This is a genomic window from Streptomyces sp. NPDC093094 (assembly GCF_044754345.1).
Lineage (GTDB): Bacteria > Actinomycetota > Actinomycetes > Streptomycetales > Streptomycetaceae > Streptomyces.
Map to the genome: position 1 here is coordinate 136,057 of NZ_JBIVOX010000012.1, position 26,150 is coordinate 162,206.

Annotated in this window: 25 protein-coding genes; 13 read left to right on the top strand and 12 right to left on the bottom strand. The window is 72.5% G+C overall.

All coding sequences use genetic code 11. The features are described 5' to 3' along the window. Positions 1-69 precede the first annotated feature (69 nt). Positions 70-453 (top strand): cold-shock protein, encoded by a 384-nt coding sequence (locus ACIQGV_RS25740; protein ID WP_402497948.1) that lies wholly within the window; start codon positions 70-72, stop codon positions 451-453. A gap of 19 nt (positions 454-472) precedes the next feature. On the opposite strand, the gene ACIQGV_RS25745 is transcribed toward ACIQGV_RS25740, so the two are convergent. The 4 genes from ACIQGV_RS25745 to ACIQGV_RS25760 all read right to left on the bottom strand — a co-directional run bounded on the left by ACIQGV_RS25745 (position 473) and on the right by ACIQGV_RS25760 (position 4,011). Further along, complete coding sequence (locus tag ACIQGV_RS25745) at positions 473-1,321, bottom strand: 1,4-dihydroxy-6-naphthoate synthase (RefSeq protein WP_402497950.1); 849 nt, start codon at positions 1,319-1,321, stop codon at positions 473-475. Then, positions 1,311-2,012 (bottom strand): futalosine hydrolase, encoded by a 702-nt coding sequence (locus ACIQGV_RS25750; protein ID WP_402497953.1) that lies wholly within the window; start codon positions 2,010-2,012, stop codon positions 1,311-1,313. The genes ACIQGV_RS25745 and ACIQGV_RS25750 overlap by 11 nt, the downstream gene beginning before the upstream one ends. A 14-nt stretch (positions 2,013-2,026) precedes the next feature. Further along, on the bottom strand, positions 2,027-2,524 hold the full coding sequence (locus ACIQGV_RS25755; RefSeq protein WP_402497955.1) for a DUF2771 domain-containing protein: 498 nt from the start codon (positions 2,522-2,524) through the stop codon (positions 2,027-2,029). A 62-nt stretch (positions 2,525-2,586) separates the two neighbouring features. Then, entirely contained in the window at positions 2,587-4,011 is a 1,425-nt protein-coding gene (locus tag ACIQGV_RS25760; RefSeq protein ID WP_402497957.1) for an MFS transporter, read from the bottom strand. A 330-nt stretch (positions 4,012-4,341) separates the two neighbouring features. On the opposite strand from ACIQGV_RS25760, the gene ACIQGV_RS25765 reads away from it, so the two are divergent. The 5 genes from ACIQGV_RS25765 (at position 4,342) to ACIQGV_RS25785 (ending at position 11,323) form a co-directional block, all read left to right on the top strand. After that, complete coding sequence (locus ACIQGV_RS25765; protein WP_402497960.1) at positions 4,342-5,268, top strand: DUF3027 domain-containing protein; 927 nt, start codon at positions 4,342-4,344, stop codon at positions 5,266-5,268. A 662-nt stretch (positions 5,269-5,930) separates the two neighbouring features. Then, entirely contained in the window at positions 5,931-9,044 is a 3,114-nt protein-coding gene (locus tag ACIQGV_RS25770) for a sacsin N-terminal ATP-binding-like domain-containing protein (RefSeq protein ID WP_402497962.1), read from the top strand. Between the two features lie 282 nt (positions 9,045-9,326). Further along, complete coding sequence (locus tag ACIQGV_RS25775; RefSeq protein WP_402497964.1) at positions 9,327-10,082, top strand: calcium-binding protein; 756 nt, start codon at positions 9,327-9,329, stop codon at positions 10,080-10,082. 97 nt (positions 10,083-10,179) lie between these two features. Beyond that, entirely contained in the window at positions 10,180-11,061 is an 882-nt protein-coding gene (locus tag ACIQGV_RS25780) for a calcium-binding protein (protein WP_402497967.1), read from the top strand. Between the two features lie 85 nt (positions 11,062-11,146). After that, positions 11,147-11,323: a hypothetical protein gene (locus ACIQGV_RS25785; RefSeq protein WP_402497969.1), complete on the top strand. Its 177-nt coding sequence runs from the start codon at positions 11,147-11,149 to the stop codon at positions 11,321-11,323. A gap of 13 nt (positions 11,324-11,336) precedes the next feature. Here ACIQGV_RS25785 and ACIQGV_RS25790 read toward each other — a convergent pair whose 3' ends face one another. Both ACIQGV_RS25790 and ACIQGV_RS25795 read right to left on the bottom strand, forming a co-directional pair. Further along, positions 11,337-13,730, bottom strand: coding sequence for an HAD-IC family P-type ATPase (locus tag ACIQGV_RS25790; protein ID WP_402497972.1), 2,394 nt, complete (start codon positions 13,728-13,730; stop codon positions 11,337-11,339). Positions 13,731-13,904: 174 nt separating this feature from the next. Then, on the bottom strand, positions 13,905-14,162 hold the full coding sequence (locus ACIQGV_RS25795; RefSeq protein WP_402497975.1) for a DUF2530 domain-containing protein: 258 nt from the start codon (positions 14,160-14,162) through the stop codon (positions 13,905-13,907). Positions 14,163-14,276: 114 nt separating this feature from the next. On the opposite strand from ACIQGV_RS25795, the gene ACIQGV_RS25800 reads away from it, so the two are divergent. Beyond that, complete coding sequence (locus ACIQGV_RS25800; protein WP_402497977.1) at positions 14,277-15,728, top strand: NCS2 family permease; 1,452 nt, start codon at positions 14,277-14,279, stop codon at positions 15,726-15,728. Positions 15,729-15,732: 4 nt separating this feature from the next. On the opposite strand, the gene ACIQGV_RS25805 is transcribed toward ACIQGV_RS25800, so the two are convergent. Continuing rightward, the gene (locus tag ACIQGV_RS25805) at positions 15,733-15,915 is read right to left on the bottom strand and encodes a ribbon-helix-helix protein, CopG family (RefSeq protein ID WP_402497979.1); all 183 of its coding nucleotides are present in this window, start codon (positions 15,913-15,915) and stop codon (positions 15,733-15,735) included. 153 nt (positions 15,916-16,068) lie between these two features. Here ACIQGV_RS25805 and ACIQGV_RS25810 point away from each other — a divergent pair, with 153 nt between their 5' ends. From ACIQGV_RS25810 to thpR, 3 genes are read left to right on the top strand one after another with little or no spacing between them, the layout of a single operon-like run. Continuing rightward, the gene (locus ACIQGV_RS25810; protein WP_386377691.1) at positions 16,069-16,506 is read left to right on the top strand and encodes a MarR family winged helix-turn-helix transcriptional regulator; all 438 of its coding nucleotides are present in this window, start codon (positions 16,069-16,071) and stop codon (positions 16,504-16,506) included. 51 nt (positions 16,507-16,557) lie between these two features. After that, a complete protein-coding gene (locus ACIQGV_RS25815; RefSeq protein WP_402497981.1) occupies positions 16,558-17,922 on the top strand; it encodes an MFS transporter in 1,365 nt (454 codons plus the stop codon). Positions 17,923-17,962: 40 nt separating this feature from the next. Further along, complete coding sequence (gene thpR, locus ACIQGV_RS25820) at positions 17,963-18,535, top strand: RNA 2',3'-cyclic phosphodiesterase (protein ID WP_402497984.1); 573 nt, start codon at positions 17,963-17,965, stop codon at positions 18,533-18,535. Positions 18,536-18,661: 126 nt separating this feature from the next. On the opposite strand, the gene ACIQGV_RS25825 is transcribed toward thpR, so the two are convergent. Together ACIQGV_RS25825 and ACIQGV_RS25830 are read right to left on the bottom strand one after the other, a co-directional pair. After that, complete coding sequence (locus ACIQGV_RS25825; RefSeq protein ID WP_402497986.1) at positions 18,662-19,654, bottom strand: aldo/keto reductase; 993 nt, start codon at positions 19,652-19,654, stop codon at positions 18,662-18,664. 30 nt (positions 19,655-19,684) lie between these two features. Next, entirely contained in the window at positions 19,685-20,389 is a 705-nt protein-coding gene (locus tag ACIQGV_RS25830) for an SGNH/GDSL hydrolase family protein (RefSeq protein WP_402497988.1), read from the bottom strand. 128 nt (positions 20,390-20,517) lie between these two features. On the opposite strand from ACIQGV_RS25830, the gene ACIQGV_RS25835 reads away from it, so the two are divergent. Further along, a complete protein-coding gene (locus tag ACIQGV_RS25835; RefSeq protein ID WP_402497989.1) occupies positions 20,518-21,492 on the top strand; it encodes a WD40 repeat domain-containing protein in 975 nt (324 codons plus the stop codon). An 18-nt stretch (positions 21,493-21,510) separates the two neighbouring features. Here ACIQGV_RS25835 and ACIQGV_RS25840 read toward each other — a convergent pair whose 3' ends face one another. Together ACIQGV_RS25840 and ACIQGV_RS25845 are read right to left on the bottom strand one after the other, a co-directional pair. Further along, positions 21,511-22,263 (bottom strand): sporulation protein, encoded by a 753-nt coding sequence (locus ACIQGV_RS25840; protein WP_402497992.1) that lies wholly within the window; start codon positions 22,261-22,263, stop codon positions 21,511-21,513. A 67-nt stretch (positions 22,264-22,330) separates the two neighbouring features. After that, positions 22,331-23,101, bottom strand: coding sequence for a TetR/AcrR family transcriptional regulator (locus tag ACIQGV_RS25845; RefSeq protein WP_402497994.1), 771 nt, complete (start codon positions 23,099-23,101; stop codon positions 22,331-22,333). Positions 23,102-23,186: 85 nt separating this feature from the next. Between ACIQGV_RS25845 and ACIQGV_RS25850 the strand changes: the two genes are divergently transcribed. Both ACIQGV_RS25850 and ACIQGV_RS25855 read left to right on the top strand, forming a co-directional pair. Beyond that, a complete protein-coding gene (locus ACIQGV_RS25850; protein ID WP_402497997.1) occupies positions 23,187-24,152 on the top strand; it encodes an ATP-binding cassette domain-containing protein in 966 nt (321 codons plus the stop codon). After that, positions 24,149-24,967, top strand: coding sequence for an ABC transporter permease (locus ACIQGV_RS25855; RefSeq protein ID WP_402497999.1), 819 nt, complete (start codon positions 24,149-24,151; stop codon positions 24,965-24,967). The genes ACIQGV_RS25850 and ACIQGV_RS25855 overlap by 4 nt, the downstream gene beginning before the upstream one ends. Positions 24,968-25,028: 61 nt before the next feature. On the opposite strand, the gene serC is transcribed toward ACIQGV_RS25855, so the two are convergent. Next, positions 25,029-26,147 (bottom strand): phosphoserine transaminase, encoded by a 1,119-nt coding sequence (gene serC / locus ACIQGV_RS25860; RefSeq protein WP_402498002.1) that lies wholly within the window; start codon positions 26,145-26,147, stop codon positions 25,029-25,031. Positions 26,148-26,150: the final 3 nt, after the last annotated feature.

Consider the following 26,150-nt stretch of genomic DNA (forward strand, 5'->3'; position numbering starts at 1 on the left):
CGGGTCAGGGACGACCCGCCGCACGGCGTCATCAGCAATTTCCCGACGAGTACGAGGACGAGGACAGACGTGCCTACCGGCAAGGTCAAGTGGTTCAACAGCGAGAAGGGCTTCGGCTTTCTCTCCCGTGACGACGGCGGTGACGTCTTCGTCCATTCCTCGGTTCTCCCCGCCGGAGTCGAGGCACTCAAGCCGGGACAGCGCGTGGAGTTCGGTGTCGTCGCCGGTCAGCGCGGCGACCAGGCCCTCTCGGTGACACTGCTGGATCCCACCCCGTCGGTCGCGGCCGCCCAGCGCAAGAAGCCGGACGAACTGGCCTCCATCGTCCAGGACCTCACCACGCTCCTGGAGAACGTCACGCAGACCCTGGAGCGTGGCCGCTACCCCGAGAAGACCGCCGGCAAGAAGGTCGCCGGCCTGCTGCGCGCGGTCGCCGACCAGCTCGACGTCTGAGGACCGGTCCCCGTACGACCTACGGAAAGTCCAGAGCGTCCGGCCCGAGGGGCGGCAGCAGCCCCTCGGCCGCCGCGCGGGTGAGCAGCCCCCGCACGGCCGCGTAGCCGTCCTCGCCGAGGCCGGCGGTGAACTCGTTGACGTACAGCCCGATGTGCTGGTCGGCGACGGCCGGGTCCATCTCCTGGGCGTGCTCCATGACGTACGGGCGGGAGACCTCCGGGTCGTCCCAGGCGGCCCGTACGGAGGCACGGACCGAGTCGGCGAGCAGCCGCAGCCGCTCCGCGCCCAGGGACCGCCGGGCGATGATCGCGCCCAGCGGGATGGGCAGCCCGGTCGTGCTCTCCCAGTGCTCGCCCATGTCGGCGAGCTTGTGCAGGCCGTAGTTCCGGTACGTGAAGCGGGCCTCGTGGATCACCAGGCCCGCGTCGACCTTGCCGTCCCGCACGGCCGGCATGATCTCGTGGAACGGCATGACCACGATCTGCCCGACCCCGCCGGGGACGGTGTCCGCGGCCCACAGCCGGAACAGCAGGTACGCCGTCGACGTCTCGCTCGGCACCGCGACCGTCGCGCCGGCGAGGTCCGCCCCCGCCTCCCTGCTCAGCACCAGCGGACCGCAGCCGCGGCCCAGCGCGCCCCCGCAGGGCAGCAGGACGTATGTGTCGAGGACGTACGGCAGCACGGCGTAGGACACCTTCAGCACGTCGGACTCGCCGCGCTCGGCCATGCCGTTGGTGATGTCGATGTCCGCGAACGTCACGTCGAGCGCGGGCGCGCCGGGGACGCGGCCGTGGGCGAGGGCGTCGAAGACGAACGTGTCGTTCGGGCAGGGGGAGTACGCGATCTGCAGCGGTTCACCGGTCATACGGGTGCCAACTCTCCAGGACGGGTGCGAGCTTCCCGAAGGCCGTCGTCAGGGCCGTGAGGGCGTCGCCCACACGCCAGGCGGCGCGGTCGCGCGGGCCGACGGGGTTGGAGACGGCGCGGATCTCCAGCACGGGCGTGCCGTGCAGGGCGGCGGCCTCGGCGACGCCGAAGCCCTCCATCGCCTCGGCCAGGGCGCCCGGATGACGGGCCCGCAGGGCCGCCGCACGGGCGGCCGTGCCCGTGACGGTGGAGACGGTGAGCACGGCTCCGGCCGCCGCGCCGGTCGCGGCCACGGCCTGCCGTACGAGGTCCTCGGGCGGACGGTGGGTGACGGTCCCGAAGCCCAGCTCGGTGACCGGCAGAAAGCCCTCGGCCGTCTCCGCGCCCAGGTCGGCGGCGGTGATCGCGTCGGCGACGACGAGCGAGCCGACGGGCGCGTCGGGCACGAAACCGCCCGCGATGCCGGCGCAGACGACGAGCGTGCAGGGGGTGCCGCCGAGCGCGGCGGCCGTCAGCGCGGCCGACACCGACGCCGCGGCGCGGGCCGGTCCCACACCGGCGGCCAGCAGGTCCGGACCGCCGGGGACCCGGTGCAGCACCGCCCCGGGCAGCGGCACCTCGGCGGGCGCCACCGGGAACGCCCGTGCCACCGCGTCCCGTTCCGCCGGGACCGCGGTGGCGACGAGCACGTGTGCCGGAGCCGTCAGGAGACGGTCTCCTTCCAGGACTCGTCCTGCTTCAGCTTGAACGTCCACAGGCCCTTGACGCCGTCCTCGCCCTCCTGGATGGAGACCGTGTTGGTCGCCCCCTCGGTGCCGTACTGGGCGTTGAAGAACGCGCTGCTGGGGATCGTGCGGTACGTCTTGGTGCTCTTGTCGGTGAACTGGCGGCCGTTCACCATGACCACCCAGCCGTTGTCCGCGACCGCGGGGTCGACACCGAAGCGGACGGTCTCGTCCTGGCCCACCTCGATGGACTTGATGTCGTCGGTGTTCTTGGCGCACTGCGCCAGCGACTCCGCGTCGAGCTTCTCGCCGTCGTTGTAGCAGACGGCCTCGGCGTTGACCGAGCTCGAACCGACGGTGACCGTCGCGACGGGCGTCGGCTTGTCGCAGGCCGTGAGGACGAGCAGCCCGGCGGAAACGGCGCCGGCGGCGGCGACGGCGCGGCGGCGTCGCACAGCGGATTGCATCCTGGTCATGGGCGAAGGCTATCGGGCCCCCCGCTCCGCCCTCCCACCTGGGGGCAGGGGCGTGCCGTGGGTTACGCCACTCGCGTCCGCGGCGGCCCGCCGTGCCGGGCCGAGCTCAGCAGGCCCCGGACGGTGGTCAGCCAGCCCGCCGCCACGATCGCCGCGCCCACCGCCAGGCCCAGCGTGCCGTTCAGCGGCATCGCGAGGCCGACCGCGCCGCCGAACACCCACGACATCTGGAGCAGCGTCTCCGAACGGGCGAACGCCGACGAGCGCACCTGCTCGGGCACGTCCCGCTGGATCAGCGCGTCCAGCGACAGCTTCGCCAGCGCCTGCGCGAAACCGGCCACCGCGGCCAGACACGCCACCAGCACCGCCCCGAAGAACACCGCCGCGACGATCGCCGCGCCCAGCACCAGCGCCACCACCGTCACGATGATGATCTCCGGCGCCCGGGAACGCAGCCACGCCCCCACCGCCGTGCCGCACGCGTTGCCCACGCCCGCCGCGACCGCGACCATGCCCAGCGACACCGCCGCGCTCTGCCCGGTCATCGGGTGCTCCCGCAGCAGGAACGCCAGGAAGAAGATCAGGAACCCGGACAGACAGCGCAGCGCGCAGTTCGCGCCGAGGGCGTGCGTGACCGCGATACCGACCGTGCGCAGACCGGGCCGCTTGACCGGCTGACGGTGCGGGCCGTGCAGATGCTGGGCGTCCGCCGCCAGCAGCGCCCGGTCCTCGCCCCGGGCCGAGTCCACCTTCCCGGGCAGCGAGAACGACAGGAACGCCCCCACCATGAACAGCACGAACGCGCCGTACAGCGGCCAGCGCGGGCCGATCGCCTGGAGCCCCGCGCCCACCGGCGCCGCGATGCCCGTCGCCAGCAGCCCGCCGAGGGTGACCCGGGAGTTCGCCTTCACCAGCGAGAACTTCGGCGGCAGCAGCCGCGGCACCACGGCGCTTCTCACCACCCCGTACGCCTTCGACGCCACCAGCACCCCCAGTGCCGCCGGATACAGCTGGATGCTGCCGCTGATCACCGCGCCGGACAGGACCAGCGCGAGCAGCGCCCGTGCCAGCATCGCCGTCGCCATCGCCGCGCGCCGGCCGTGCGGCACCCGGTCCAGCAGCGGACCGATCACCGGGGCCAGCAGGGTGAAGGGCGCCATCGTGATCGCCAGGTAGAGCGCCACCCGGCCGCGGGCCTCGTCCGTCGGGACGGAGAAGAACACCGTGGAGGCCAGCGCGACCGTGATCATCATGTCGCCGGCGCCGTTCACGGCGTGCAGCTCGATCAGTTTGCCCAGCCCCGACTCGCCGGCGCCCTGTGCGTGCGTCGCCTTGCGGATACCGCGCGCGGGGCCGGTGAACGGCAGGTGCAGGGCACGGCCGACCGAGCGGACGAAGCCGCGGAACCGGCCCGAACCGCCACCCCGGTCGTTTCCCTCGGCCCCATCGAACCCGGTGGTTCCCTGGGGGGACCTCGCGGCTGCCACGACGCCATAGTGCCCCGAAGCGGGCATGTGTAGTGCGGTTACCGCGCGTATGGCCCCCCACTTTCGTGCTCGGGTCCGTGCCCGGAGGCCCTTCCGGACGTCTCCGCGGACCCTGCGAAGATCACTCCGATCGCACCGGAAACCACGTCGGTGTAGGCCGAGCGCCCGCGAACAGGTAGCGTGCGTATCTCAGCCATCCCGCACAATGGATGGCACAGGTGCGCCCGAGCGCGATCGGACGCGGACGTCGACGCGGCCCACAGGTCCGCTCCGTCCGTTCCGCCGCCAGGAGGCACCCCCGAGAGACGGCGTAGGAGAGAAGCGATACCTGTGAGCGCAGCGAGCACGCGAAGCCGCACCCCCGACCGCCTGTGCGCCGAGGCGGTCGACCTCGCACGCACCGCCGCCGAGGAGGCGGCGGCCCCCGGCGTCGTCGGCGAGCACTCCGGCCTGGTGTCCGAGGGCGACCGCGTGGTCACGCACTTCTTCGAATGCAAGGAGATGGGCTACCGCGGCTGGCGCTGGGCCGTCACCGTGGCCCGCGCCTCCCGGGCGAAGATCGTGACCCTGGACGAGGCCGTCCTGCTGCCCGGCCCCGACGCCCTGCTGGCACCGGAGTGGGTGCCGTGGAGCGAACGGCTGCGCCCCGGCGACATGGGCCCCGGCGATCTGCTCCCCACCGACGCCGAGGACCTGCGCCTGGAACCCGGCTTCTCCGGCGAGGACGAGCCCGTGCCGAACGCCGCCGTCTCCGAGGACATGGCGGAACTGGTCGAGGCCGAGGACGCCGAGCTCACCCAGGGGGTTCCGGCCAATCTGCCGACCGCGCCCTCGCGCGGCTCCATCGCGGCCGTCGCCGAGGAGCTCGGGATGCGGCGTGCCCGCGTCCTGTCCCGCTACGGACTGCATGTCGCGGCCGACCGCTGGGAGGAGTCGTTCGGCGCCAAGACCCCGATGGCCCAGGCGGCCCCCGCCACGTGTGTCAGCTGCGGCTTCCTCACCCCCATCGGCGGGTCCCTGGGCCAGGCGTTCGGAGTGTGCGCCAACGAGTTCGCCCCCGCCGACGGCCGGGTCGTCTCCCTGTCCTACGGCTGCGGCGGCCACTCCGAGGCCGCCGTCATGCCCAAGCCGCCGCGCCCCGCCGAACCGGTCGTCGACGAGACCCGCGTCGACCCGTTCCCGCTGCGCCCCTCCCGCGACTCCGGCTCCGTCCCGGACACCACGGACGAGGAATCGGCGGAACTGGGCCACTCGTAGAAACCCTGGGGCACCCCGCAGACACCCACAACGCCACCGGGGGCGACACCGTCGGACGACGCCCTCGGGTGCGCGGGGAACTGCGCGACCGGCCGCGGCGGGGGGTCGGCCGGGGCACCGGCGGTGACCGGCCACGACGGCCTGTCCCGGGCGGTGGATCCGCGAGGAGGGCCCTGGGGCGCGCTGTCGGGTGATCGAAGCGGTGCCGGGGGTGACGGCCTCGGGGGCGCGGGGAACTGCGCGACCGGCCGCGGCGGGCGGTGGGCCGGGGCACCGGCAGCGACCGGGCACGGCGGGCCCGTCCCGGGCGGTGGATCCGCGAGGGCGGTCACTCGTAGGGGGTCCCTGGGGGCGTGCCCCCAAGAACGCCGGGAACTGCGCGACCGGCCACGGCGGGGGGTCGGCCGGGGCGCCGGCGGTGACCGGCCACGACGGCCTGTCCCGGGCGGTGGATCCGCGAGGGCGGTCACTCGTAGGGGGTCCCTGGGGGCGTGCCCCCAAGAACGCCGGGAACCGCGCGACCGGCCCCCGCGGACGGCCCGCCGGGACACGGCGACGCCCGGTGCACACCCCTCACCCCGCCCCCGCACAGCCCGGAGCGGGAATCACCACCACCTCAGCGCGGTACCTTCAAGGTCACGCCGATGAGGAGAGTGTTGGACGTGAGCAAGTTCGTGCAGCCCGCGGCCGAGGGTGCCGATCCGTTCGGAACGGCCCGCCTGCGCCGGGGCGTCCTCGACGCCTGGGCGACCAGTCCGGCCCGATTCCGGGAGGACGCGAACGCCGAGGAGGACCTGGTCCTCGGCGGCTACCGGGACCGGCTCGTGGTCGAGCTCGCCCAGAACGCCGCCGACGCCGCCGCCAGAGCCGGCACGCCCGGCCGGCTCCGGCTCACCCTGCGCGACGGCGTCCTCGTGGCCGCCAACACCGGCGCCCCTCTGGACGCCACCGGTGTCGAGTCGCTGTCCACCCTGCGCGCCTCCGCCAAACGGGAGACCGGCACGGCGGCCGTCGGCCGGTTCGGCGTCGGCTTCGCCGCCGTCCTCGCCGTCACCGACGAACCCGCCGTCGTCGGCCGGCACGGCGGCGTGCGCTGGTCCCTCGCCGAGGCCCGCGGCCTGGCCGCCGACACCGCCCGGCACAGCCCCGGCCTCGGCGACGAGGTCCGCCGCCGGGACGGCCACGTGCCACTGCTGCGCCTGCCGTTCGCCGCCGAGGGCAGCGCCCCCGCCCCCTACGACACCGCCGTCATCCTGCCGCTGCGCGACACCGCCGCCACGGACCTCGCCGAGCGGCTCCTCGCCGCCGTCGACGACGCCCTGCTGCTCGCCCTGCCCGGACTCGACGAAGTCGTGATCGAGACCGGCCCCGACATCCGCACCCTGCGCCGCCGCACCGACGGCGACCTGACCGTCGTGGAGGACTCCCGCGACGGCACCACCCACTGGCGGACCGCCGCCGCGCACGGGCCGCTGCGGGCCGAGCTGCTCGCCGACCGGCCCGTCGAGGAGCGGCTGCGTCCGCACTGGTCGGTCACCTGGGCCGTACCGGTCGACGCCGACGGAGTTCCCGTGCGGCCCCGCACCAGCCCCGTCGTGCACGCGCCGACCCCCAGCGACGAGCCGCTCGGCGTGCCCGCGCTGCTCATCGCGTCCTTCCCGCTGGACACCACCCGGCGGCACGCCGCCCCCGGCCCGCTGACCGACCATCTCGTCGAGCGCGCCGCCGACGCCTTCGCCGGACTCCTCGCCGCCTGGCGGCCGGTGACCACCGGGATCATCGACCTGGTGCCCGGCCCGCTCGGCAAGGGCGAACTGGACGGGGCCCTGCGCGCGGCGATCCTGGAGCGGCTGCCCCGCACCTCCTTCCTGCCGCCCGCCGCCGGGCCCGGGGAGGATCTGCCGGAGTCCCTGCGCCCGCTGGAGGCGGAGGTCGTCGAGGGCGCCGGCGCCGGCACGGTGCAGGTCCTGGCCGAGGTGCTGCCCACGCTGCTGCCCGCGGGCCTGGAGCGCCGGGCCGAGCTGCGCACGCTGGGCGTGGCCCGGGTGCCGCTGACCGACGCCGTCGACCGGCTGGCCGGTCTGGAGAAGGACCCGGGCTGGTGGCGGCGGCTCTACGACAGCCTGGCGGGGGTCGACCCGGACCGGCTGACCGGACTGCCGGTGCCGCTGGCCGACGGCCGTACGACGATCGGGCCCCGGCAGGTGCTGCTGCCCACCTCCGAGTCCGCCGGCACGGACGCCGAGGTGCTGGCCCGGCTCGGTCTGAAGGTCGCCCACGCGGACGCCGCGCACCCGCTGCTGGAGAAGCTGGGCGCACTGCCGGCGACCCCGCGGGCCGTGCTCACCACGCCCCAGGTGCGGGCTGCCGTGGCCGCGTCCCTGGACGACGACGGCGGCCTCGACTGGGAGGCGGACGCCCCGGACGCGGAGGAACTCGCCGACACCGTCCTGGCGCTGGTCCGCGACGCGGGACTGGAACCCGGCGACGAGCCCTGGCTGGGCGCCCTCGCCCTGCCCGACGAGGACGGCGAACTCGCCCCCGCGGGTGAGCTGGTGCTGGCCGGAAGCGCCTTCCACCAGGTCATGCGTGAGGGCGAACTCGCCGCCGTCGACACCGAACTGGCGGACAGGTGGGGCGAGGGCCCGCTGGCCGCCTGCGGTGTGCTGGCGAACTTCACCCTCGTCCGTGCCGCCGACGTCGTCCTCGACCCGGACGAACTGGAGCCACGCGAAGGGGACTTCGCCGAGCCCGACGACGCCGGACTGCTGGACGCCGTGGACGTCTGGTCCGAGGACGTCCTCGACCGCTTCCCCGACTCGCCGGTCCCGCCGGTCGCCACCGAGCTGGTCGCCGTACGCGATCTCGACCTCGTCGACGACGGGCGCTGGCCGCAGGCCCTCGCCCTGCTCGCCCAGCCGCCGCTCAGGGACGCCCTCACCCAGCCGGTGCGGATCCTGCTGCCCGACGGCACCCACGAGACCGTACGGCCCTACACGGCCTGGTGGCTGCGCGGGCACCCGGTGCTCGACGGCCGCAGGCCCGCCGGGCTGCTGGCGGCGGGCGGGGACCCGCTGCTGCGCGGCCTGTACGAGGAGGCCGACGCGACCGGCTTCGACGACGAGCAGGTGCTGCGGGCGCTCGGGGTGCGCACCTCGGTCGCCGCGCTGCTCGACGAGCCGGGCGGCGCCGCCGAGCTGCTCGACCGGCTCGCCGACCCGGACCGCGAGGTCACCGGCGCCCAACTGCACGCGCTGTACGGGGCGCTGGCCGAGCTCGACCCCGAGCAGGTCACGCTGCCGGAGGAGCTGCGGGCGGTGGTGGACGGGCGCACGGTGGTCGTGGACGCGGCCGACGCGGTCGTCGTCGACTCGCCCGACCTGCTGCCCTTCACCGGGGGCGTGCCGCTGCTGCCGGTGCGCCCGGTACGGGCCCCCGAACTGGCCGAGCTGTTCCAGGTGCGGCGGCTGAGCGAGTCCGTCTCCGGGGCGATCGACTCCGAGGGCGCCGAGCACGACGTGCCGGAGCCGGTGCGGGTGCTGCTCGGTCCGCGCACGCCGGGCAGTTACGTCGAGCACGAGGAACTGGTCGTCGACGGCGTGGAGATCGACTGGCGGCTCACCGACGACGGCGTCCTGCACGCCTCGACCCTGGAGGGCGTCGCCGCGGGTCTCGCCTGGGCGGCCGGGCAGTGGCCGCGCCGCTTCGAGGTGGCGGCCCTGCTGGAGGACCCGTCGCGGACGGCGGAGCTGGCGCGGGACCGCTGGTTCGACTGAGTCCGGCCCCCGCCGGCGGGACGGCACCCGGCCGGCGGGAGCGGCACCCGGCGGGCGGGACGGCACACCGCCGGCGGGCGGGGGCGACACCTGGCCGGCGGGGCCGTGCGGACCGTCCGAAAAACTTCGCACAAATTCTCCACCGGCCGTACAACCATTCCGGCCGGTCGTGGATCTGATCTCCCGAGTCAAGAGACTCCTCGATCACTTGGGCCTCGCCACGCTCACGAGCCGTGTGCACCCGACGGGGGGCGGGCCCCTTTCTCCACGTGGGGAACAGACATGCGCATGCGTGCCACCCTCGGTGTCGTCACCGGTGCCCTGGCTCTGTCCGCTCTCGCCGTTCCGGCCGCGCAGGCCGACGGCTCCGAGGGCGACACCAGGATCGTCAAGGTTGTCGTCGACCTCGACAACAAGGTGACGATCGGTACCACCGCGAAGAAGTTCAAGGTCGTCGTCACGGCCACGGACAACTCGGGCATCAAGGGCGCTGACGAGATCGACCTGTTCGGCCCGGACTACGGCATCTTCACCACGGCCAAGCCCACCTGCGTCGCGGTCAGCACCTACACCGCGAACTGCACCGGCTGGGTGACCGTGGACCCGAAGGTCGACTACCTCACCAACGCCAACGCCGGCACCTGGTACGTCGACACGCTGGTCGACGCCAAGGACGGCGACTGGATCTGGAAGGAGAAGGCCGGCGCCTTCAAGTTCCAGCGCCAGACCTCGCTGACGACCAACGCCGCGCCCGAGCCGGTCCGCAAGGGCAAGGCGATCACCGTCACCGGCAAGCTGAACCGCGTCAACTGGGAGTCCCTCAAGTACGGCGGCTACGCCAGCCAGAACGTGCAGCTCCAGTACAAGAAGAAGGGCGCCACCAGCTACACCACGCTGAAGACGGTCAAGACGACCAGCACCGGCGCCCTGAGCACCACCACCACCGCCACGTACGACGGCTACTACCGCTTCGTCTACGCCGGCAACACGGCCAGCGCGGCCGTCTCCTCCGCCGCCGACTACATCGACGTCCAGTAGTACCCGGGGTCCCCGTGACCCGGCCCGGCCCCCGGCATCCGGTCGGGGGCCGGGCGTACCTCCGGCTCCTCCGGCACCCGACACCCAAGGGAATCGCATGCGCATTCGTGCCACCGTCGCCGCCGTCTCCGGCGCCCTCGCCCTGTCCGCGTTCGCCGTGCCCGCCGCGCAGGCGGGCTCCGGCGCCCCCGTCGAGATCGACCGTCCGGGCGCGGCCGCGCACTTCGGCGGCAAGGCCGCGTCCAGGTCGGCCGCCGTCGGCGCGCAGGCCGCTCCGACCGTCTCCAACGTCTCCGTCAACGCCGGCAAGGCCGTCGTCGTCGGCGGCAAGGCCGCCAAGACCTTCACCGTGTCCCTGACGGCCAGCCACCCCACCGGCATCCAGGACGTGTACATCGACCTGTGGCACGGGACGAACCCCGAGAGCCCCGAGGGCTGGCTGCCGCCGAACGACACCGTCTCCTGCACGGCGCCCTCCGCCACCACGGTGAACTGCAAGATGACCATCACGGCCACCCCCGGTCTCAACGACGGCGACGGCATCGGCGACCTGTACGCCAACGCGCTGGCCGGCACCTGGCACGTCGGTGTCGGCGCTCTCGCGAACGACGAGAGCGAGTACTGGAACGACTACTACAAGACCCACCGGGTCCAGCGGAACGCGCTGCTGACGATCAACGCCTCCCCGGAGCCGGTCGTCAAGGGCAGGGCCCTCTCCATCAAGGGCGCGTTCACCCGCGCCGACTGGGAGACGGGCGCGTACAGCAAGTACACCAACCAGTACATGCAGCTCCAGTTCAAGAAGTCCGGCAGCACCGCGTACGGCAAGGTGAAGACGGTCAAGTCGTCCTCCACCGGCGCCGTCAGCACCACCCACCCCGCCACCTACGACGGCACCTGGCGCTTCTACTTCTCCGGCGCCTCCACCACGACGTCCCCGCTGACCGTGTCCGCGGGCGACTACGTCGACGTGCGCTGACGACACCGTCGCAGCACGCCCTGCCCGGCCCCGCGACACGCGGGGCCGGGCAGCCGGCCCAGGCGCCGGCGGCACGACCTTCACCGTGTCGACGACCGCGGGCCACCCCAGCGGCGTCCAGGGCGCCGAGCTCGACCTGTTCGGCGGGGTGGGCAGCCGGCTCATGCCGGACCCCCACGACGGCTCGTACCGCCACCTCTACGAGGGCGCCACGGCCACCTCGGCGGCCGCCTCCCGCGAGGACGCCGTCGACGTGCGGTGAGCTGCCGCCGGGGCTACGCCGGGAAGCGGCGGTCGACCCATCTCCACAGGAACTCCAGGACCACCGCCGCCACCGCCGCCACGCCGACCGCGAGCCACGGCATCATGACGCCGACCAGCTTCAGCGCGAAGAACTCCTGGAGCCAGGGCACCACCAGCACCAGCAGGAACGCGCCTCCCATCGTCGCGATCAGCAGCAGCCGCCACCAGGTGTAGGGGCGGGCGATGATGGCCAGCACCCACATCGACACCAGGAACAGGGTCAGCGTGGCCACGCTGGTCTCGGCGTCCAGGGCGTCCTCGCCCGAGTAGTGGTGCCCGGCGATCAGGTACATCGTGAAGGTCGCCGTGCCCGCCACCACCCCGCCGGGGACGGCGTAGCGCATCACCCGCCGCACGAAGTGCGGTTTCGCGCGCTCCTTGTTGGGCGCGAGGGCCAGGAAGAAGGCCGGGACCCCGATGGTGAGGGTCGACAGCAGGGTCAGATGGCGGGGGAGGAACGGGTAGTCCACCTGGGTGCAGACCACCAGGACCGCCAGCAGGACCGAGTAGACCGTCTTCACCAGGAACAGCGTCGCCACGCGCGTGATGTTGCCGATCACCCGGCGGCCCTCCGCGACCACCGACGGCAGTGTGGCGAAGCTGTTGTTCAGCAGCACGATCTGCGCGACCGCCCGGGTCGCCTCCGACCCGGAGCCCATCGCGACGCCGATGTCGGCGTCCTTCAGCGCGAGCACGTCGTTCACGCCGTCGCCGGTCATCGCGACCGTGTGGCCGTGGGACTGGAGCGCCCCCACCATGTCCCGCTTCTGCTGCGGTGTGACCCGCCCGAACACCGTGCCCTCGTCCAGGGCCCGTGCCATGCCGTCGCGCTCGGCCGGTATCCGGCGCGCGTCGACCGCCGTGCCCGCGAGGCCCAGCTTGCCCGCGACCGCGCCCACCGACACCGCGTTGTCGCCGGAGATGACCTTCGCGCGGACGTTCTGCTCGGCGAAGTAGCGCAGGGTGTCGGCGGCGTCCGGCCGCAGCCGCTGCTCCAGGACGACGAGCGCCGCCGGACGGGTGCCCCGGCCCACCTCCGGGTCGCCCAGCTCGCGCGAGGCGCGGGCCAGCAGCAGCACCCGCAGCCCCTCCTCGTTCAGCCGGCCCGTCTCGGCGAGGGCCGGGTCGTCGTCGGCGAGCAGCACGTCCGGGGCGCCCAGCAGCCAGGTGCTGGACTCGCCGTCGCCCTCGCTGAAGGAGGCGCCGCTGTACTTGCGGGCCGAGGAGAACGGCAGCGACTCGGTGCAGCGCCACTCCTCGCTGTCCGGGTAGGCGTCGATGATCGCCTTCAGGGAGGCGTTGGGCCGGGGGTCGGACTCGCCGAGCGCGCCGAGCACCCGGCGGACGTAGTCCTCGTCATGGCCGTCCAGGACGCGCAGGGCGGTGACGTCCATGCCGCCCTCGGTGAGGGTGCCGGTCTTGTCCAGGCAGACGGTGTCGACGCGGGCCAGGCCCTCGATGGCCGGCAGCTCCTGCACCAGGCACTGCTTGCGGCCGAGCCGGATGACGCCGATCGCGAAGGCGACCGAGGTGAGCAGCACCAGCCCCTCGGGGACCATCGGGACGATGCCGCCGACCGTGCGGGCGACGGAGTCCCGCAGGTCGTTGCTCTCGACGACCAGCTGGGTGACGATCAGGCCGAGCGCGGCGGGGATCATCATCCACGTCACGTACTTCAGGATCGTGGAGATGCCCGAGCGCAGCTCGGAGTGGACCAGGGTGAAGCGGGACGCCTCCTCGGCGAGCTGGGCGGCGTACGCCTCGCGGCCGACCTTGGTGGCGCGGAAGGCGCCGCCTCCCGCGACCACGAAGCTGCCGGACATCACCTGGTCGCCCGGCCGTTTGACGACCGGGTCGGCCTCGCCGGTCAGCAGCGACTCGTCGATCTCCAGGCTGTCGGCCTCGACGCACACCCCGTCCACGACGGCCTTGTCACCGGGTCCGATCTCGATGACGTCGTCCAGCACGATCTGTGAGGTGCCGACCTCCAGGGAGGCCCCGTCGCGGCGCACGGTCGGCCGCACCTCGCCGATCACGGCCAGGGAGTCGAGCGTCTTCTTCGCCCGCCACTCCTGGAAGATCCCGATGCCGGTGTTGGCGATGATCACGAAGCCGAACAGGCTGTCCTGGATCGGCGCCACGACCAGCATGATCAGCCACAGCACACCGATGATGGCGTTGAACCGGGTGAAGACGTTCGCGCGGACGATGTCGGGCAGGGACCGGCTGCTGCGCACCGGCACGTCGTTGACCCGGCCGGCCGCGACCCGCTCGGCGACCTCGGCCGCGGTGAGGCCGTCCGCCGGGGACGGCACGGCGGCAGGATGCACAGGATCGAGGTCGGCGCCCGCGTCGGTGTGCGTCATGCCTTCGACGGTACGTGCGGAGGGGGGCGTTCACCTGCCGAGTGGGAGAAGCTCCGGCGAACCGCGGGACGGGAGCGGCCGCCCGCGGGACGGACGGGGCGGCGGCCCGCGGGACGGACGGGGCGGCCGCCCGCGGGACGGACGGGGCGGCCGGTTACGGGACGGGGCGGCCGGTTACGGGGCGGGGGTCGCCGCGGCGCGTCTGATCGCGGCGTCCCGCCTGCGGACGTACCAGATGCCGATGAGGCCGAGGCCGCCGCCGGCCAGACAGGTCCACACCCACCAGGCGTGCCCGTGGTCGTCGAACCAGCCGTAGAACGGCAGCTGCACCAGGAAGAGGACGAACCAGAGGACCGTGCCGCCGACGACGGTCGGAACGATCGGACCCTCCAGGGGTTCCGGAGCCTCGTGCTTGGGGGTCCACTTCGCCATGCAGCGCAGTGTACGAGGTCGTCGGATCTACGCGCGGAGATAGAAAACGTCCGACTCATATGTTCATACTGAAACCGTTTACCTCTGACCACTTCTGTTCGTAGGAACCAACAAATGTCCACCTCGGCCCCCGCCAAGGTCCCCGCTCCGGAGCAGCCGGGCGGCGCGCCCGCGTACGGCGCTCTCGACCGCCACTTCAAGATCTCCGAGCGCGGCAGCACGCTGTCCCGCGAGGTCCGGGGTGGTTTCGCCACCTTCTTCGCGATGGCCTACATCATCGTGCTGAACCCGATCATCCTCGGCAGCGCCAAGGACATGTACGGTCACCAGCTCGACAACGGCCAGCTGGTCACCGCCACCGCTCTCACGGCCGCGTTCACCACGCTGCTGATGGGCGTCATCGGCAATGTGCCCATCGCGCTCGCGGCCGGTCTCGGTGTGAACTCGGTCGTCGCCCTCCAGCTCGCCCCGCGGATGTCCTGGCCGGACGCCATGGGCATGGTCGTGCTGGCCGGCTTCGTGGTGATGCTGCTGGTCGCCACCGGTCTGCGCGAGCGCGTCATGAACGCGGTGCCCTTCGGACTGCGCAAGGCCATCTCGATCGGTATCGGCCTGTTCATCATGCTGATCGGTCTGGTCGACTCCGGCTTCGTCTCCCGTGTCCCGGACGCCGCCCACACCACGGTTCCGCTCCAGCTCGGCAGCGACGGTCACCTCAACGGCTGGCCGGTGCTCGTGTTCATCCTGGGCGCGCTGCTGACGCTCGGTCTGATCGTCCGCAAGGTGCCCGGTGCGATCCTGATCTCGATCGTCGCCATGACCGTCCTCGCGCTGATCATCGAGGCCGTCGCGGACATCCCGTCCTGGGGTCTGACCACCCCGAAGTGGCCGGGCAACCCGGTCGCCACGCCCGACTTCGGGCTGGTCGGCGAGTTCAGCCTGTTCGGCGGGTTCGAGAAGGTCGGCGTGCTGACCGGTGTGCTGTTCGTGTTCACGGTGCTGCTGTCGTGCTTCTTCGACGCGATGGGCACGATCATGGGCGTGTCCGACGAGGCGAAGCTGACCGACGCCCAGGGGCAGATGCCCGGCATCAACAAGGTCCTCTTCGTCGACGGTGTCGCCGTCGCCGCGGGCGGTGCCAGCTCCTCCTCGGCCACCACCGCCTTCGTGGAGTCCACGGCGGGTGTCGGCGAGGGCGCCCGGACCGGTTTCGCGAACATCGTCACGGGCGGCCTCTTCGCCGTCGCACTGTTCCTCACGCCGGTCGCCACGATGGTCCCGTCCCAGGCGGCCACCCCGGCGCTGCTCGCGGTCGGCTTCCTGATCCTGGCCGGCTCGGTCAAGGAGATCGACTGGGCCGACTACACCATCGCCGTCCCGGCGTTCGTGACGATGGTGATGATGCCGTTCACCTACTCGATCACCAACGGCATCGGCATGGGCTTCATCACCTTCGTGGCGATGCGCCTGGCGGCGGGCCGGGCGAAGGACGTCCCGGTGGCCATGTACGTGGTCTCCGCCGTCTTCACCTTCTACTACCTGATGCCGGCCCTGGGTCTGACCTGACCGGTCAGGGGTGGCCGTAGAACTTCTCGGTCTCCTCGACGGCGGTGTGGAACCGTTCGTCGAAATCATCACGGATGAGCGTCCGGACGACATAGTCCTGGACGCTCATTCCTCTTCTGGCCGCACGGTCCCGGAGCCTTTCGAGCAGCTCTCCGTCCATGCGCAGGCTGAGCACGCTGGTCCCCATGGCTACGAGGGTCGCCGCAGCCGTGGCCGACGGGCGGCTTTCCGGAACCGGCTCACTCGTACGGGTGACACCGATGTTTCAGTGGCCGGAGTCACGCTCGTCCGCGCCCCGCCGAGTGGTCTTTAGCGAGAGTAATGAGTTACGCTAAAGAACATGCCGGACCTGACCCATGGCGACGACGCTGCCGCCGTGAACTCCCTGCGATCCGCCGTGATGCGGCTCTCCCGCCGACTCAAGCACCAGCGCGTCGACGAGTCGCTGAGCCCCACCGAGATGTCGGTGCTGGGCACCCTGTCCCTGTGCGGCCGGGCGACCCCGGGCGAGCTGGCCCGCAAGGAGCACGTCCAGCCGCCGTCGATGACCCGCATCGTCGCGCTGCTGGAGGCCAAGGGCCTCGTCCGGCTGGAGCCGCACCCCGAGGACCGCCGCCAGAAGGTGGTCACCCGCACCGAGCAGGCCGAGGCCATGCTCGAGGAGAGCCGGCGCAAGCGCAACGCGTTCCTGGCCGCGCTGGTCGAGGACCTCGACGAGGACGAGTGGGCGAAACTGCGCGCCGCCGCCCCCGTGCTGGAGAAGCTCGCACACCTTTAAGCGGCCGCCGCGACCGGCGCCGCCCACCGTCACAGCAAGGAGGCGACCCCTTTGAGTCCGGGAACCGGAGCAGACTCCGCACCCGCACCGACCGCCCACGACTCCCGCCCGCCCGGCCTCGGCACCTCCCGCAGGTCCTCGATGTTCAGCTCCCTGCGCGTCCGCAACTACCGCCTGTTCTTCATGGGCCAGGCCGTCTCCAACATCGGCACCTGGATGCAGCGCATCGCCCAGGACTGGCTGGTCCTCAGCCTCACCGGCTCGGCCACCGCGGTCGGTTTCACCACCGCCCTGCAGTTCCTGCCGATGCTGCTGTTCGGCCTCTACGGCGGCGTCCTCGTCGACCGGCTGCCCAAGCGCCCCACCCTGCTGGTCACCCAGGCCGCGATGGCCCTCACCGGCCTCGCCCTGGCCGTGCTGACCCTCACCGGAGAGGTCGAGGTCTGGCACGTCTACGTCGCCGCGTCCGCCGTCGGCCTCGCCACGGTCGTCGACAACCCGGCCCGCCAGTCCTTCGTCACCGAGATGGTCGGCCCCGGCCAGCTCCAGAACGCCGTCAGCCTCAACTCGGCGAACTTCCAGTCCGCCCGCCTCGTCGGCCCCGCCGTCGCCGGCCTGCTGATCACCGGCGTCGGCACCGGCTGGGCGTTCCTGCTCAACGGCCTGTCCTTCGTCGCGCCCGTCGCGGGTCTGCTGCTGATGCGCGCCGGGGAACTGCACGTGGCCGAGCGCGCCCCGCGCGGCAAGGGCCAGCTCCGCGAGGGCCTGCGGTACGTCTCGGGACGCCCCGAGCTGATCTGGCCGATCGTGCTCGTCGGGTTCGTCGGCACCTTCGCCTTCAACTTCCCGGTGTACCTCTCGGCCTTCGCCGACGACGTCTTCCACGGCGACGCCGGCACCTACAGCCTCTTCAACACCCTCATGGCCGTGGGCTCCCTCTCCGGCGCCCTGCTCGCCGCCCGCCGCGGCACGGCCCGGCTGCGGGTGATGAGCGCGGCGGCGGTCGTCTTCGGCGCCCTGGAGATCATGGCGGCCGGCGCACCCTCCCTGTGGATGTTCGCCCTGCTGATGATCCCGCTGGGCCTGTTCGGCATGACCATCAACGTCACCGCCAACACCGGCATCCAGATGGCCACCGACCCGGCCATGCGCGGCCGCGTCATGGCGCTGTACATGATGGTGTTCCTCGGCGGCTCCCCGGTCGGCGCGCCCGTCGTCGGCTGGGTCACCGACACCTACGGGCCCCGCGTCGGCCTCGCGGCGGGCGGCGCGGTCGCCGCCCTCGCCGCCGGCGTGATCGGCCTGGTCCTGGCCCGCACGGGCGGACTGCGGCTGTCGGTGGGCTGGCACCACGGCCACCCGGTCGTGCGGTTCGTGCCGAGGGAGCGGATCGAGGAGCCGGCACCGGCGGTGTGATCCCGCCGCCCCGCGGCCGCCGGGGTGGCAGGGTGGCCGTATGAGACTCTTCGCCGCGGTCCTGCCGCCCGCCGAAGCGGTCAGCGACCTGGCCGCGGAGGTCGCCCTGCTGAAGAGCCTGCCCGGAGCGGACCGGCTGCGCTGGACCGGCCGCCCCGGCTGGCACTTCACCCTCGCCTTCTACGGCGAGGTCGACGACACCGTCGTCCCCGGCCTGTCGGCCCGGCTGGAGCGCGCCGCCCACCGCAGCGCGCCCTTCCCGCTGGCCGTCGGCGGAGGGGGCCAGTTCGGCCGCGGCCGCGCCCTGTGGGCCGGAGCCGAGGGCGACCTGGCCGCCATGAGGCTCCTCGCCGGCCGCAGCGAGGCCGCCGCACGCCGGGCGGGCCTCGGCACGGGCGAGCACCGGCGCTACCGGGCCCACCTGACGCTGGCCCGCAGCCGGGACGCCGTGGACATGACGCCGTACGTCGAGGCGCTGGCCGGGTTCACCGGCCCGGCCTGGACCGTGGGCGAGCTGGTCCTGGTGCGCAGCAACCCGCCGAGGTCCGGGACACCGGGCGAGCAGCCCCGCTACGACCCGGTCGGCCGCTGGCCGCTCGGCGCGGCCGGTTAGGCTCGTCCGCGTGGACCCGAAAACCCGGAACCGGATCATGGCCGGTGCGCTCGTGCTGATGTTCGTCGTGGTGGCCCTGGCGGCGGCGCTGGGAAGGTAGCCCAGGCCGCCTCGGCGCGGGAGGCCCTACCAGGCGAATGCCTCCGGGGAGGGGCCCGGGCCGGGGAAGATCTCGTCGAGGGCGGCCAGCAGCTCCTCGCTCAGCTCCAGCTCGACCGCCCGCAGCGCGGAGCCGAGCTGCTCCGCCGTCCGCGGGCCGACGATCGGGCCCGTCACCCCGGGGCGGGTGAGCAGCCATGCCAGCGCGGTCTCGCCGGGCTCCAGGCCGTGCTTGTCCAGAAGGTCCTCGTACGCCTGGAGCTGTGCGCGCCGGACCGGGTCGGCCAGGGCGTCGGCGGCCCGGCCGGAGGAGCGGCGTCCCCCCTCGGCCTCCTTCCTGATCACCCCGCCGAGCAGCCCGCCGTGCAGCGGCGACCACGGGATCACCCCGAGGCCGTACTCCTGCGCGGCCGGGACGACCTCCATCTCGGCACGGCGCTCGGCGAGGTTGTACAGGCACTGCTCGCTGACGAGACCGATGGTGCCGCCGCGCCGGGCGGCGGTCTCGTTGGCCTGGGCGATCTTGTAGCCGGGGAAGTTGGAGGAGCCGACGTACAGGATCTTGCCCTGCTGGACCAGGACGTCGACCGCCTGCCAGATCTCCTCGAAGGGGGTGGCGCGGTCGATGTGATGGAACTGGTAGACGTCGATGTGGTCGGTCCGCAGCCGCTTGAGGCTGGCGTCGACGGCCCGCCGGATGTTCACCGCGGACAGCTTGTCGTGGTTGGGCCAGGCATCGCCCTCCGCGCCCATGTTCGCGTACACCTTCGTGGCCAGGACGACCTTGTCGCGCCGTTCCCCGCCCTTCGCGAACCAGTTGCCGATGATGGATTCCGTACGGCCCTTGTTCTCGCCCCAGCCGTACACGTTGGCCGTGTCGAAGAAGTTGATGCCCGCGTCCAGTGCCGCGTCCATGATGGTGTGGCTGTCGGCCTCGTCCGTCTGGGGGCCGAAGTTCATCGTGCCGAGGACCAGTCGGCTGACCTTGAGTCCGGTGCGTCCGAGCTGCGTGTACTCCATGGTGTTCAAGCCAACGGCTTGGAGTGCGCTCTATGCAAGAGAGCCTGCCCGGCCGGGCTGTGCCGGTGCGTACTGCGCGCCCCAGGACCATGCCTGCCACATCGTGTCGGCGAAGGCCGCGGCCAGTTTGTGCTCGCCGCTCGCGTTGGGGTGGGTGCCGTCGTAGGTGTCACGGTGGATGTCGTACGACTCCGGGACCGAGGCCAGCAGCAGCGGCGAGGACGGCTCGTCCAGGTCGGCGGCCGTCTTCGCGAGGAGCTCGTTGAAGGCGGTCACCTGCGCCGCGAAGCCGGGGTCCTCCTCGGCCCGGACGTTCGGGATGACCGGGAGCAGCACCAGGCGCACCCGCGGGTTCGCCGAGCGCGCCTCGGTGACGAAGGCGCGGACGTTCTCGGCCGTCTGCTCCGCGTTCGTGTAGAAGCCCAGGTCGATCAGGCCCAGCGACACCAGCAGCACGTCCGCCCGGTGGGCGCGGACCGCGTCGGCGATCAGCGGGGCCATGTGCAGCCAGCCCTCGCCCCAGCCGGCGAGGTGGGCGCGCGGGAAGCCGGGGTCGGCGTAGTCCAGGGAGGTGGGGGCGTCGGCGGTCTTGTCGTGGAGTGCCTCGCGCGGGCCCACGATCGCGAACGGGCCGCCGTAGGTGTCCCGCAGGTGCTGCCACAGCCGGTAGCGCCATGTGTGTTCGCCCGCGCTCCCGATCGTCATGGAGTCGCCTACGGGCATGAACCTGAGCATCCGCTCATCATGGACGATCGGGGAAGCGGGTGGGGGCCGTGCGACGTGTGAGGACCGCCACGGCCGATGATCGGTCCGCCGCCCCCGTCCCCTGAGGGAAACCGGTCCCGGGATGGCAGGCTTGGGGCATGCGCCGATCCCTTGCAGCCGTCCTCTCCGCAGCCGCCTGCCTGCTGTTCGGGCTCACCGTGCCCGCGTCCGCCGACGACGGGGACGGGGGGTTCACCATCGAGGACCCGCGCATCACGGAGTCGAGCGGTCTCGCCGCCTCCCGGCAGCACCCGGGGATCTACTGGACCCACAACGACCAGGACGAGGGCGCCTTCCTGTACGCCGTCGACAGCAGCACCGGCGAGACCGTGGCGACCGTGACCATGACCGGTGTCGGCGCCCCGCGCGACGTCGAGGCGATCTCGATGGGGCCCGACGACCAGCTCTACGTCGGAGACATCGGCGACAACCTCGGCGGCACCTGGGAGCACGTCTGGGTCTACAGGCTCCCGGAGCCCAAGGAGCTGAAGGACCAGTCGGTGCGGGCCACCCAGTACGTCGTCAAGTACTCCGACGGCCCCCGCGACGCCGAGTCGATGCTGGTGCACCCGAAGACCGGGGACGTCTACCTCATCGACAAGAACGAGGACGGCGGGCACCTCTACGCAGCTCGCGCCCCGCTGTCCCCCTCCGGCACCAACATGTTCGAGCCGGTCGCCCCGATCGACCTGTGGGCCACCGACGCCGCCTTCTCCCCGGACGGCGAACAGTTCGTCGTCCGGGGCTACATGGGCGGCATCGCGTACGACTGGAACGGCGGCAAGCCGAAGCGGCTGGACCGGATCAGTGTGCCGCTGGGGCAGGGGGAGTCGGTCTCCTACTCGGCCGACGGCAGCAAGCTGCTGCTCGGCATGGAGGGCGCGGACAGCCCGGTCGAGGCGCAGGACGCGCCCGGCGGCGGCTCCTCGGAGGGTTCCGGGAAGCCCTCCGGCAGCGGCGGTGACGGCGCCTCCGGCGACGGCGGCGGCTCCGGGCTGAAGGCCGAGTACCTGATCGTCGCCGCGGTGGCCGCCGGGCTGTTCGGCGTCGTGCGGCTCAGGCGGCGTTCGTAGCGCGCCCGCCGCGCGGTCTCACCTGTTCCAGTGCCGGCGCACGTGCCGCTCGACGGCCTGTGCCCACTTCTCGCGGTCCATGTCCGCGTAGGAGAGCGTCACCGGGGGGTTGCCGCCGGGGTGGAGGTCCAGTTCGTCGGCGAAGGTGATGAGGACGGTCTCCAGCTCCCAGCCCTTGTAGTCCCAGGAGTCGGGGAAGTGGAAGTCCAGCTCCTGCCAGTAGTCGGTGGAGCGGCGGGACCTGTAGCGCTCGGGCCAGGGCTGGGAGAAGACCTTCACCTCCGACTCGTGGAAGCGGAAGCCCAGGTCCTCGTAGATGCCGAAGAGCATGTCCTGCGCCGGCAGCGCGTGCACCTCGATCTCGTCGAAGTCGCCGCGGTCGACGGCCCCGTCCACGGCCAGCTCGGTGCGGACGGCGACCCGGCTGCCGCGCAGGCGTTCGCCGCGGGCGTGGGTGAACGGCATGGTCCAGGGCACGTCGACGCGGACCTCGCGGGTGAGGTGCGCGCCCGCCGGGAGGCGGAAGGGTCCCTCGGTGACGGCGGTGACGACGTACGGGTTGTTCCAGGCGGTGGAGCCGTCCGCCTCGCGGTCCTCGGCGCGGACGACGAGTTCCAGCCGCAGCCGCTCGACGTCGAGGTCGGCGCCGCCCCCGCGGAGGTGGACGGTGAGATCGAGCGGCGCGCCGGGCAGGATGCGGCCGGTGCCGGTCACGGTGTCCACGGACGGGGCGTTGGAGCCGAGCGTGCGCAGGAACGTGCGAAGTGCCATGTGGTGGGTCCCCTCCCTGAGGTGACGGCCCGTCGGAGGCCGTCAGCAGGACCCTAGGCCGAAATGATCAGTTCCGGCCGCGCTGTGACACCAGCATCTCCAGGCCGTCGAGGATCCGTTGCAGTCCGAACTCGAAGTGGTCGAAGTCGGGCCCGAAGGCGTCCCCGGAGAGGGAGGCCATGACCGGGTAGCGGCCGCTCGCCATGACCTTCTCCAGGGTGGGGACCTGCGCCTCCCAGAACTGGGCGTCGGTCAGGCCGGTGCGGCGCTCGGCCTCCTGCTGGTACAGCCGGGTGCGGGCCGCGCCGGCGACGTAGGCGTCCAGCGTGACGATCACCGAGACCAGTTCGACGTCGGACAGTCCCATCGGCCGGATGCGGGTCAGCACCGCCTCCATGCCGTCCATGGCGCTCGGGCCGAGGATCGGCCGCGACTGGTTGACCTGGAGCAGCCAGGGGTGGCGGCGGTAGAGCTCCAGCCCGCCGCGGGCCGACGCCTCCAGGGCGGCACGCCAGCCCTCGGCCGGGTCGGTGGCCGTGAGGTCCTGCGGCGGGCCCTGGACGCGGTCCAGCATCAGGTCGAGCAGCTCGGCCTTGCCGGGGACATGGCGGTACAGGGACATGGCGCCGGTGCCCAGCTCGGTGGCGACCCGGCGCATGGAGACCGCCTCCAGGCCCTCGGCGTCGGCGACCCGGACGGCCGCCTCCACGATCCGCTCCGGTGACAGCGAGGGTTTCGGGCCCCGGCTGGGCCGGCGTCCGGTGTCCCAGAGCAGTTCGAGGGTGCGGACGATGTCGCCGCTGCCGCTGGCCTGCGTACCGCTGTCGCTGCTCGTCATGCGGGCTAGCTTAAAACCCCACGGAAAAACTGGGTACGGTGTACGCGTCATCGGGTACGGTGTACTCAGTTCTTGAGGAGGGGCTATGAGCGACGCATACGCGGTGCACGCCGAGGGACTTCAGAAGCGGTACGGCGAGAAGCGCGCCCTGGACGGCTTCGACCTGGCCGTCCGGGAGGGCACCGTGCACGGCCTGCTGGGGCCGAACGGCGCGGGCAAGACCACCGCCGTGCGCATCCTGTCCACGCTGGTCCGGCTGGACGGGGGCAGCGCCCGGGTGGCGGGCCTGGACGTGGCCCGCCGGCCGCGCGAGGTACGGGCGCGCATCGGGCTGACCGGGCAGTACGCGGCGGTGGACGAGGTGCTCACCGGCCGGCAGAACCTGGAGATGTTCGGCCGGCTGTTCCACCTGGGCGGCCGGCGTGCCAGGGCGCGCGCGACCGAGCTGCTGGAGCAGTTCGACCTGACCGACGCCGCCGACCGGGGCGTCGGCAAGTACAGCGGCGGCATGCGGCGCCGCCTCGACCTCGCCGCGTCGATGATCCTGGCCCCGGCCGTGCTGTTCCTCGACGAGCCGACGACCGGGCTCGACCCGCGCAGCCGCGGCGAGGTCTGGGAGTCCGTACGGGCGCTGGTGGCGGGCGGGACGACCGTGCTGCTGACCACCCAGTACCTGGAGGAGGCCGACCGGCTCGCCTCCCGGATCACCGTCATCGACCAGGGGCGGGCCATCGCCGACGACACCCCCGACGGGCTGAAGAGCGCCGTGGGCGGCGACCGGATCGAGGTCGTCGTCGCCGAGCGGACGGACATCCCGCGGGCCGTGAAGGCCGTCGCCCGGGTGTCCGACGGCGAACCCGAGGCGGACGAGGCCGAGCTGCGGGTGCACGCGCATGTCACCGACCGGGTGGCCGCGCTCACGGACGTGGCCCGCACCCTCCAGGACGAGGGCGTGCGGGTGGAGGACATCGGACTGCGCAGGCCGAGCCTCGACGACGTGTTCCTGCGCCTGACCGGACACCGCACCGACAAGGAGGAGGCAGCCGTATGAGCGCCCCGGAACTCACCGCCCCGAGCCGCAGCCGCGTCCACTGGGCGCTCGCCGACTGCTGGAACATCGTCCGCCGCGGTCTGACCCACTACCAGCGCCAGCCCGTGAACATCGCCTGGCAGCTGGGCTTCCCGATCCTGTCGGTGCTGCTCTACGGCTATGTCTTCGGCTCGGCGATGACCGTGCCGGGCGGCGGCGACTACACCGACTTCCTGATGCCCGGCATGTTCGTGATGACGATGGCGTTCGGCTTCATCAACACCGCGACCGTCGTCGTGTACGACTCCACCAAGGGTGTCATCGACCGGTTCCGCTCCATGCCGATGGCGTCCTCCGCCGTGGTCGCCGGGCGCGGGGTCACCGATCTGCTGATCGCCTGCGCCGAGCTGGCCATCATGATGCTCACCGCGCTCGCCATGGGCTGGCGCCCGGACGGCGGGTTCGGCTTCGTGGCCGCCTTCGGGCTGCTGCTGTGGCTGAGGTTCGCGCTGATCTGGCTCGGTGTCTGGCTCGGGCTGCTGGTGCCCAACCCGGAGGCCGCGGGCGGGCTGTTCGCGGTCGCCTTCCCGCTGACGATGATCTCCAGCATCTTCGTCGCCCCGCAGCTGATGCCCGACTGGCTGGGCTGGGTCGCCGCGTGGAACCCGATCTCCTCGACGGCCGCCGCGACCCGTGACCTGTTCGGCACGCCCGCCGGCGGAGGCGACTCCTGGGTGGAGCAGCACGCGCTGCTGATGGCCGGCGTGTGGCCGGTCGTCCTCACGGCCGTCTTCCTGCCCCTGGCGGTGCGCCGTTTCCGCGGTCTGAGCCGCTGAGGGACGACGAAGGGGCGCCCGCTGTCCTGGCGGGCGCCCCTGACGGCCGTACCGGTGACGGTTACAGCTGTTCGATCACGTAGTCGACGCACTTCGTCAGCGCCTCGACGTCCGCCGGGTCGATCGCCGGGAACATCGCGACGCGCAGCTGGTTGCGGCCGAGCTTGCGGTAGGGCTCGGTGTCCACGATGCCGTTGGCGCGCAGCACCTTGGCGACCGCGGCCGCGTCCACGTCGTCGGTGAAGTCGATCGTGCCGATGACGGCCGAGCGCTTCGCCGGGTCGGTGACGAACGGGTTGGCGTACTTCACGTCCTCCGCCCAGCCGTACAGGGTGCGCGCGGAGGTGGCCGTGCGGCGGACCGTCCAGTCCAGACCGCCCTGGCCGTTGAACCACTCCAGCTGCTGGTTCAACAGGAAGAGGGTGGACAGGGCCGGGGTGTTGTACGTCTGGTTCTTGCGGGAGTTGTCGATCGCCGTGGGCAGGCTGAAGAACTCCGGGATGTGCCGGCCGGACGCGTGGATCCGCTCGGCGCGCTCGATCGCCGCCGGGGAGAACACACCGATCCACAGGCCGCCTTCGGAGGCGAAGGACTTCTGCGGGGCGAAGTAGTAGACGTCCGTCTCGGCGATGTCGACCGGCAGGCCGCCCGCGCCGGAGGTCGCGTCGACCAGCACGAGGGCGCCCTCGTCGGCACCGGCCACGCGCTTGAGCGGCATGGCCACGCCGGTGGAGGTCTCGTTGTGGGTGAGGGCGTAGACGTCGACGCCCTCCTGGGCGACGGCCTCGGGGTGCGTGCCCGGCTCGGAGACGATGACGTCCGGCTCGGCCAGCCACGGGGCCAGCTTGGCCGCCTTGGCGAACTTCGAGGAGAACTCACCGAAGTTCAGGTGCTGCGACTTGTTCTCGATCAGGCCGTGCGTCGCCACGTCCCAGAAGGCGGTGGAGCCGCCGTTGCCGAGGACGACCTCGTAGCCCTCGGGGAGCTGGAACAGCTCGGAGATGCCCTCGCGCACCTTGCCGACCAGGTTCTTCACCGGGGCCTGGCGGTGGGAGGTGCCGAGCAGGGACGTACCGGTGGCGGCCAGGGCGTCCAGCGCCTCCGTCCGCACCTTGGAGGGACCCGCGCCGAAACGTCCGTCGGCGGGCTTGATGTCAGCGGGAATCTGGATCTCAGCCACGGG

Coding starts and splice junctions, on each gene's coding strand:
- ACIQGV_RS25745 (WP_402497950.1), bottom strand. CDS start 1,321: ATGACCGGTGAACCGCTGCAGATCGCGTACTCCCCCTGCCCGAACGAC.
- ACIQGV_RS25755 (WP_402497955.1), bottom strand. CDS start 2,524: ATGACCAGGATGCAATCCGCTGTGCGACGCCGCCGCGCCGTCGCCGCC.
- ACIQGV_RS25775 (WP_402497964.1), top strand. CDS start 9,327: ATGCGCATGCGTGCCACCCTCGGTGTCGTCACCGGTGCCCTGGCTCTG.
- ACIQGV_RS25780 (WP_402497967.1), top strand. CDS start 10,180: ATGCGCATTCGTGCCACCGTCGCCGCCGTCTCCGGCGCCCTCGCCCTG.
- ACIQGV_RS25790 (WP_402497972.1), bottom strand. CDS start 13,730: ATGACGCACACCGACGCGGGCGCCGACCTCGATCCTGTGCATCCTGCC.
- ACIQGV_RS25795 (WP_402497975.1), bottom strand. CDS start 14,162: ATGGCGAAGTGGACCCCCAAGCACGAGGCTCCGGAACCCCTGGAGGGT.
- ACIQGV_RS25800 (WP_402497977.1), top strand. CDS start 14,277: ATGTCCACCTCGGCCCCCGCCAAGGTCCCCGCTCCGGAGCAGCCGGGC.
- ACIQGV_RS25805 (WP_402497979.1), bottom strand. CDS start 15,915: ATGGGGACCAGCGTGCTCAGCCTGCGCATGGACGGAGAGCTGCTCGAA.
- ACIQGV_RS25810 (WP_386377691.1), top strand. CDS start 16,069: ATGCCGGACCTGACCCATGGCGACGACGCTGCCGCCGTGAACTCCCTG.
- thpR (WP_402497984.1), top strand. CDS start 17,963: ATGAGACTCTTCGCCGCGGTCCTGCCGCCCGCCGAAGCGGTCAGCGAC.
- ACIQGV_RS25825 (WP_402497986.1), bottom strand. CDS start 19,654: ATGGAGTACACGCAGCTCGGACGCACCGGACTCAAGGTCAGCCGACTG.
- ACIQGV_RS25830 (WP_402497988.1), bottom strand. CDS start 20,389: ATGCTCAGGTTCATGCCCGTAGGCGACTCCATGACGATCGGGAGCGCG.
- ACIQGV_RS25835 (WP_402497989.1), top strand. CDS start 20,518: ATGCGCCGATCCCTTGCAGCCGTCCTCTCCGCAGCCGCCTGCCTGCTG.
- ACIQGV_RS25840 (WP_402497992.1), bottom strand. CDS start 22,263: ATGGCACTTCGCACGTTCCTGCGCACGCTCGGCTCCAACGCCCCGTCC.
- ACIQGV_RS25845 (WP_402497994.1), bottom strand. CDS start 23,101: ATGACGAGCAGCGACAGCGGTACGCAGGCCAGCGGCAGCGGCGACATC.
- ACIQGV_RS25850 (WP_402497997.1), top strand. CDS start 23,187: ATGAGCGACGCATACGCGGTGCACGCCGAGGGACTTCAGAAGCGGTAC.
- ACIQGV_RS25855 (WP_402497999.1), top strand. CDS start 24,149: ATGAGCGCCCCGGAACTCACCGCCCCGAGCCGCAGCCGCGTCCACTGG.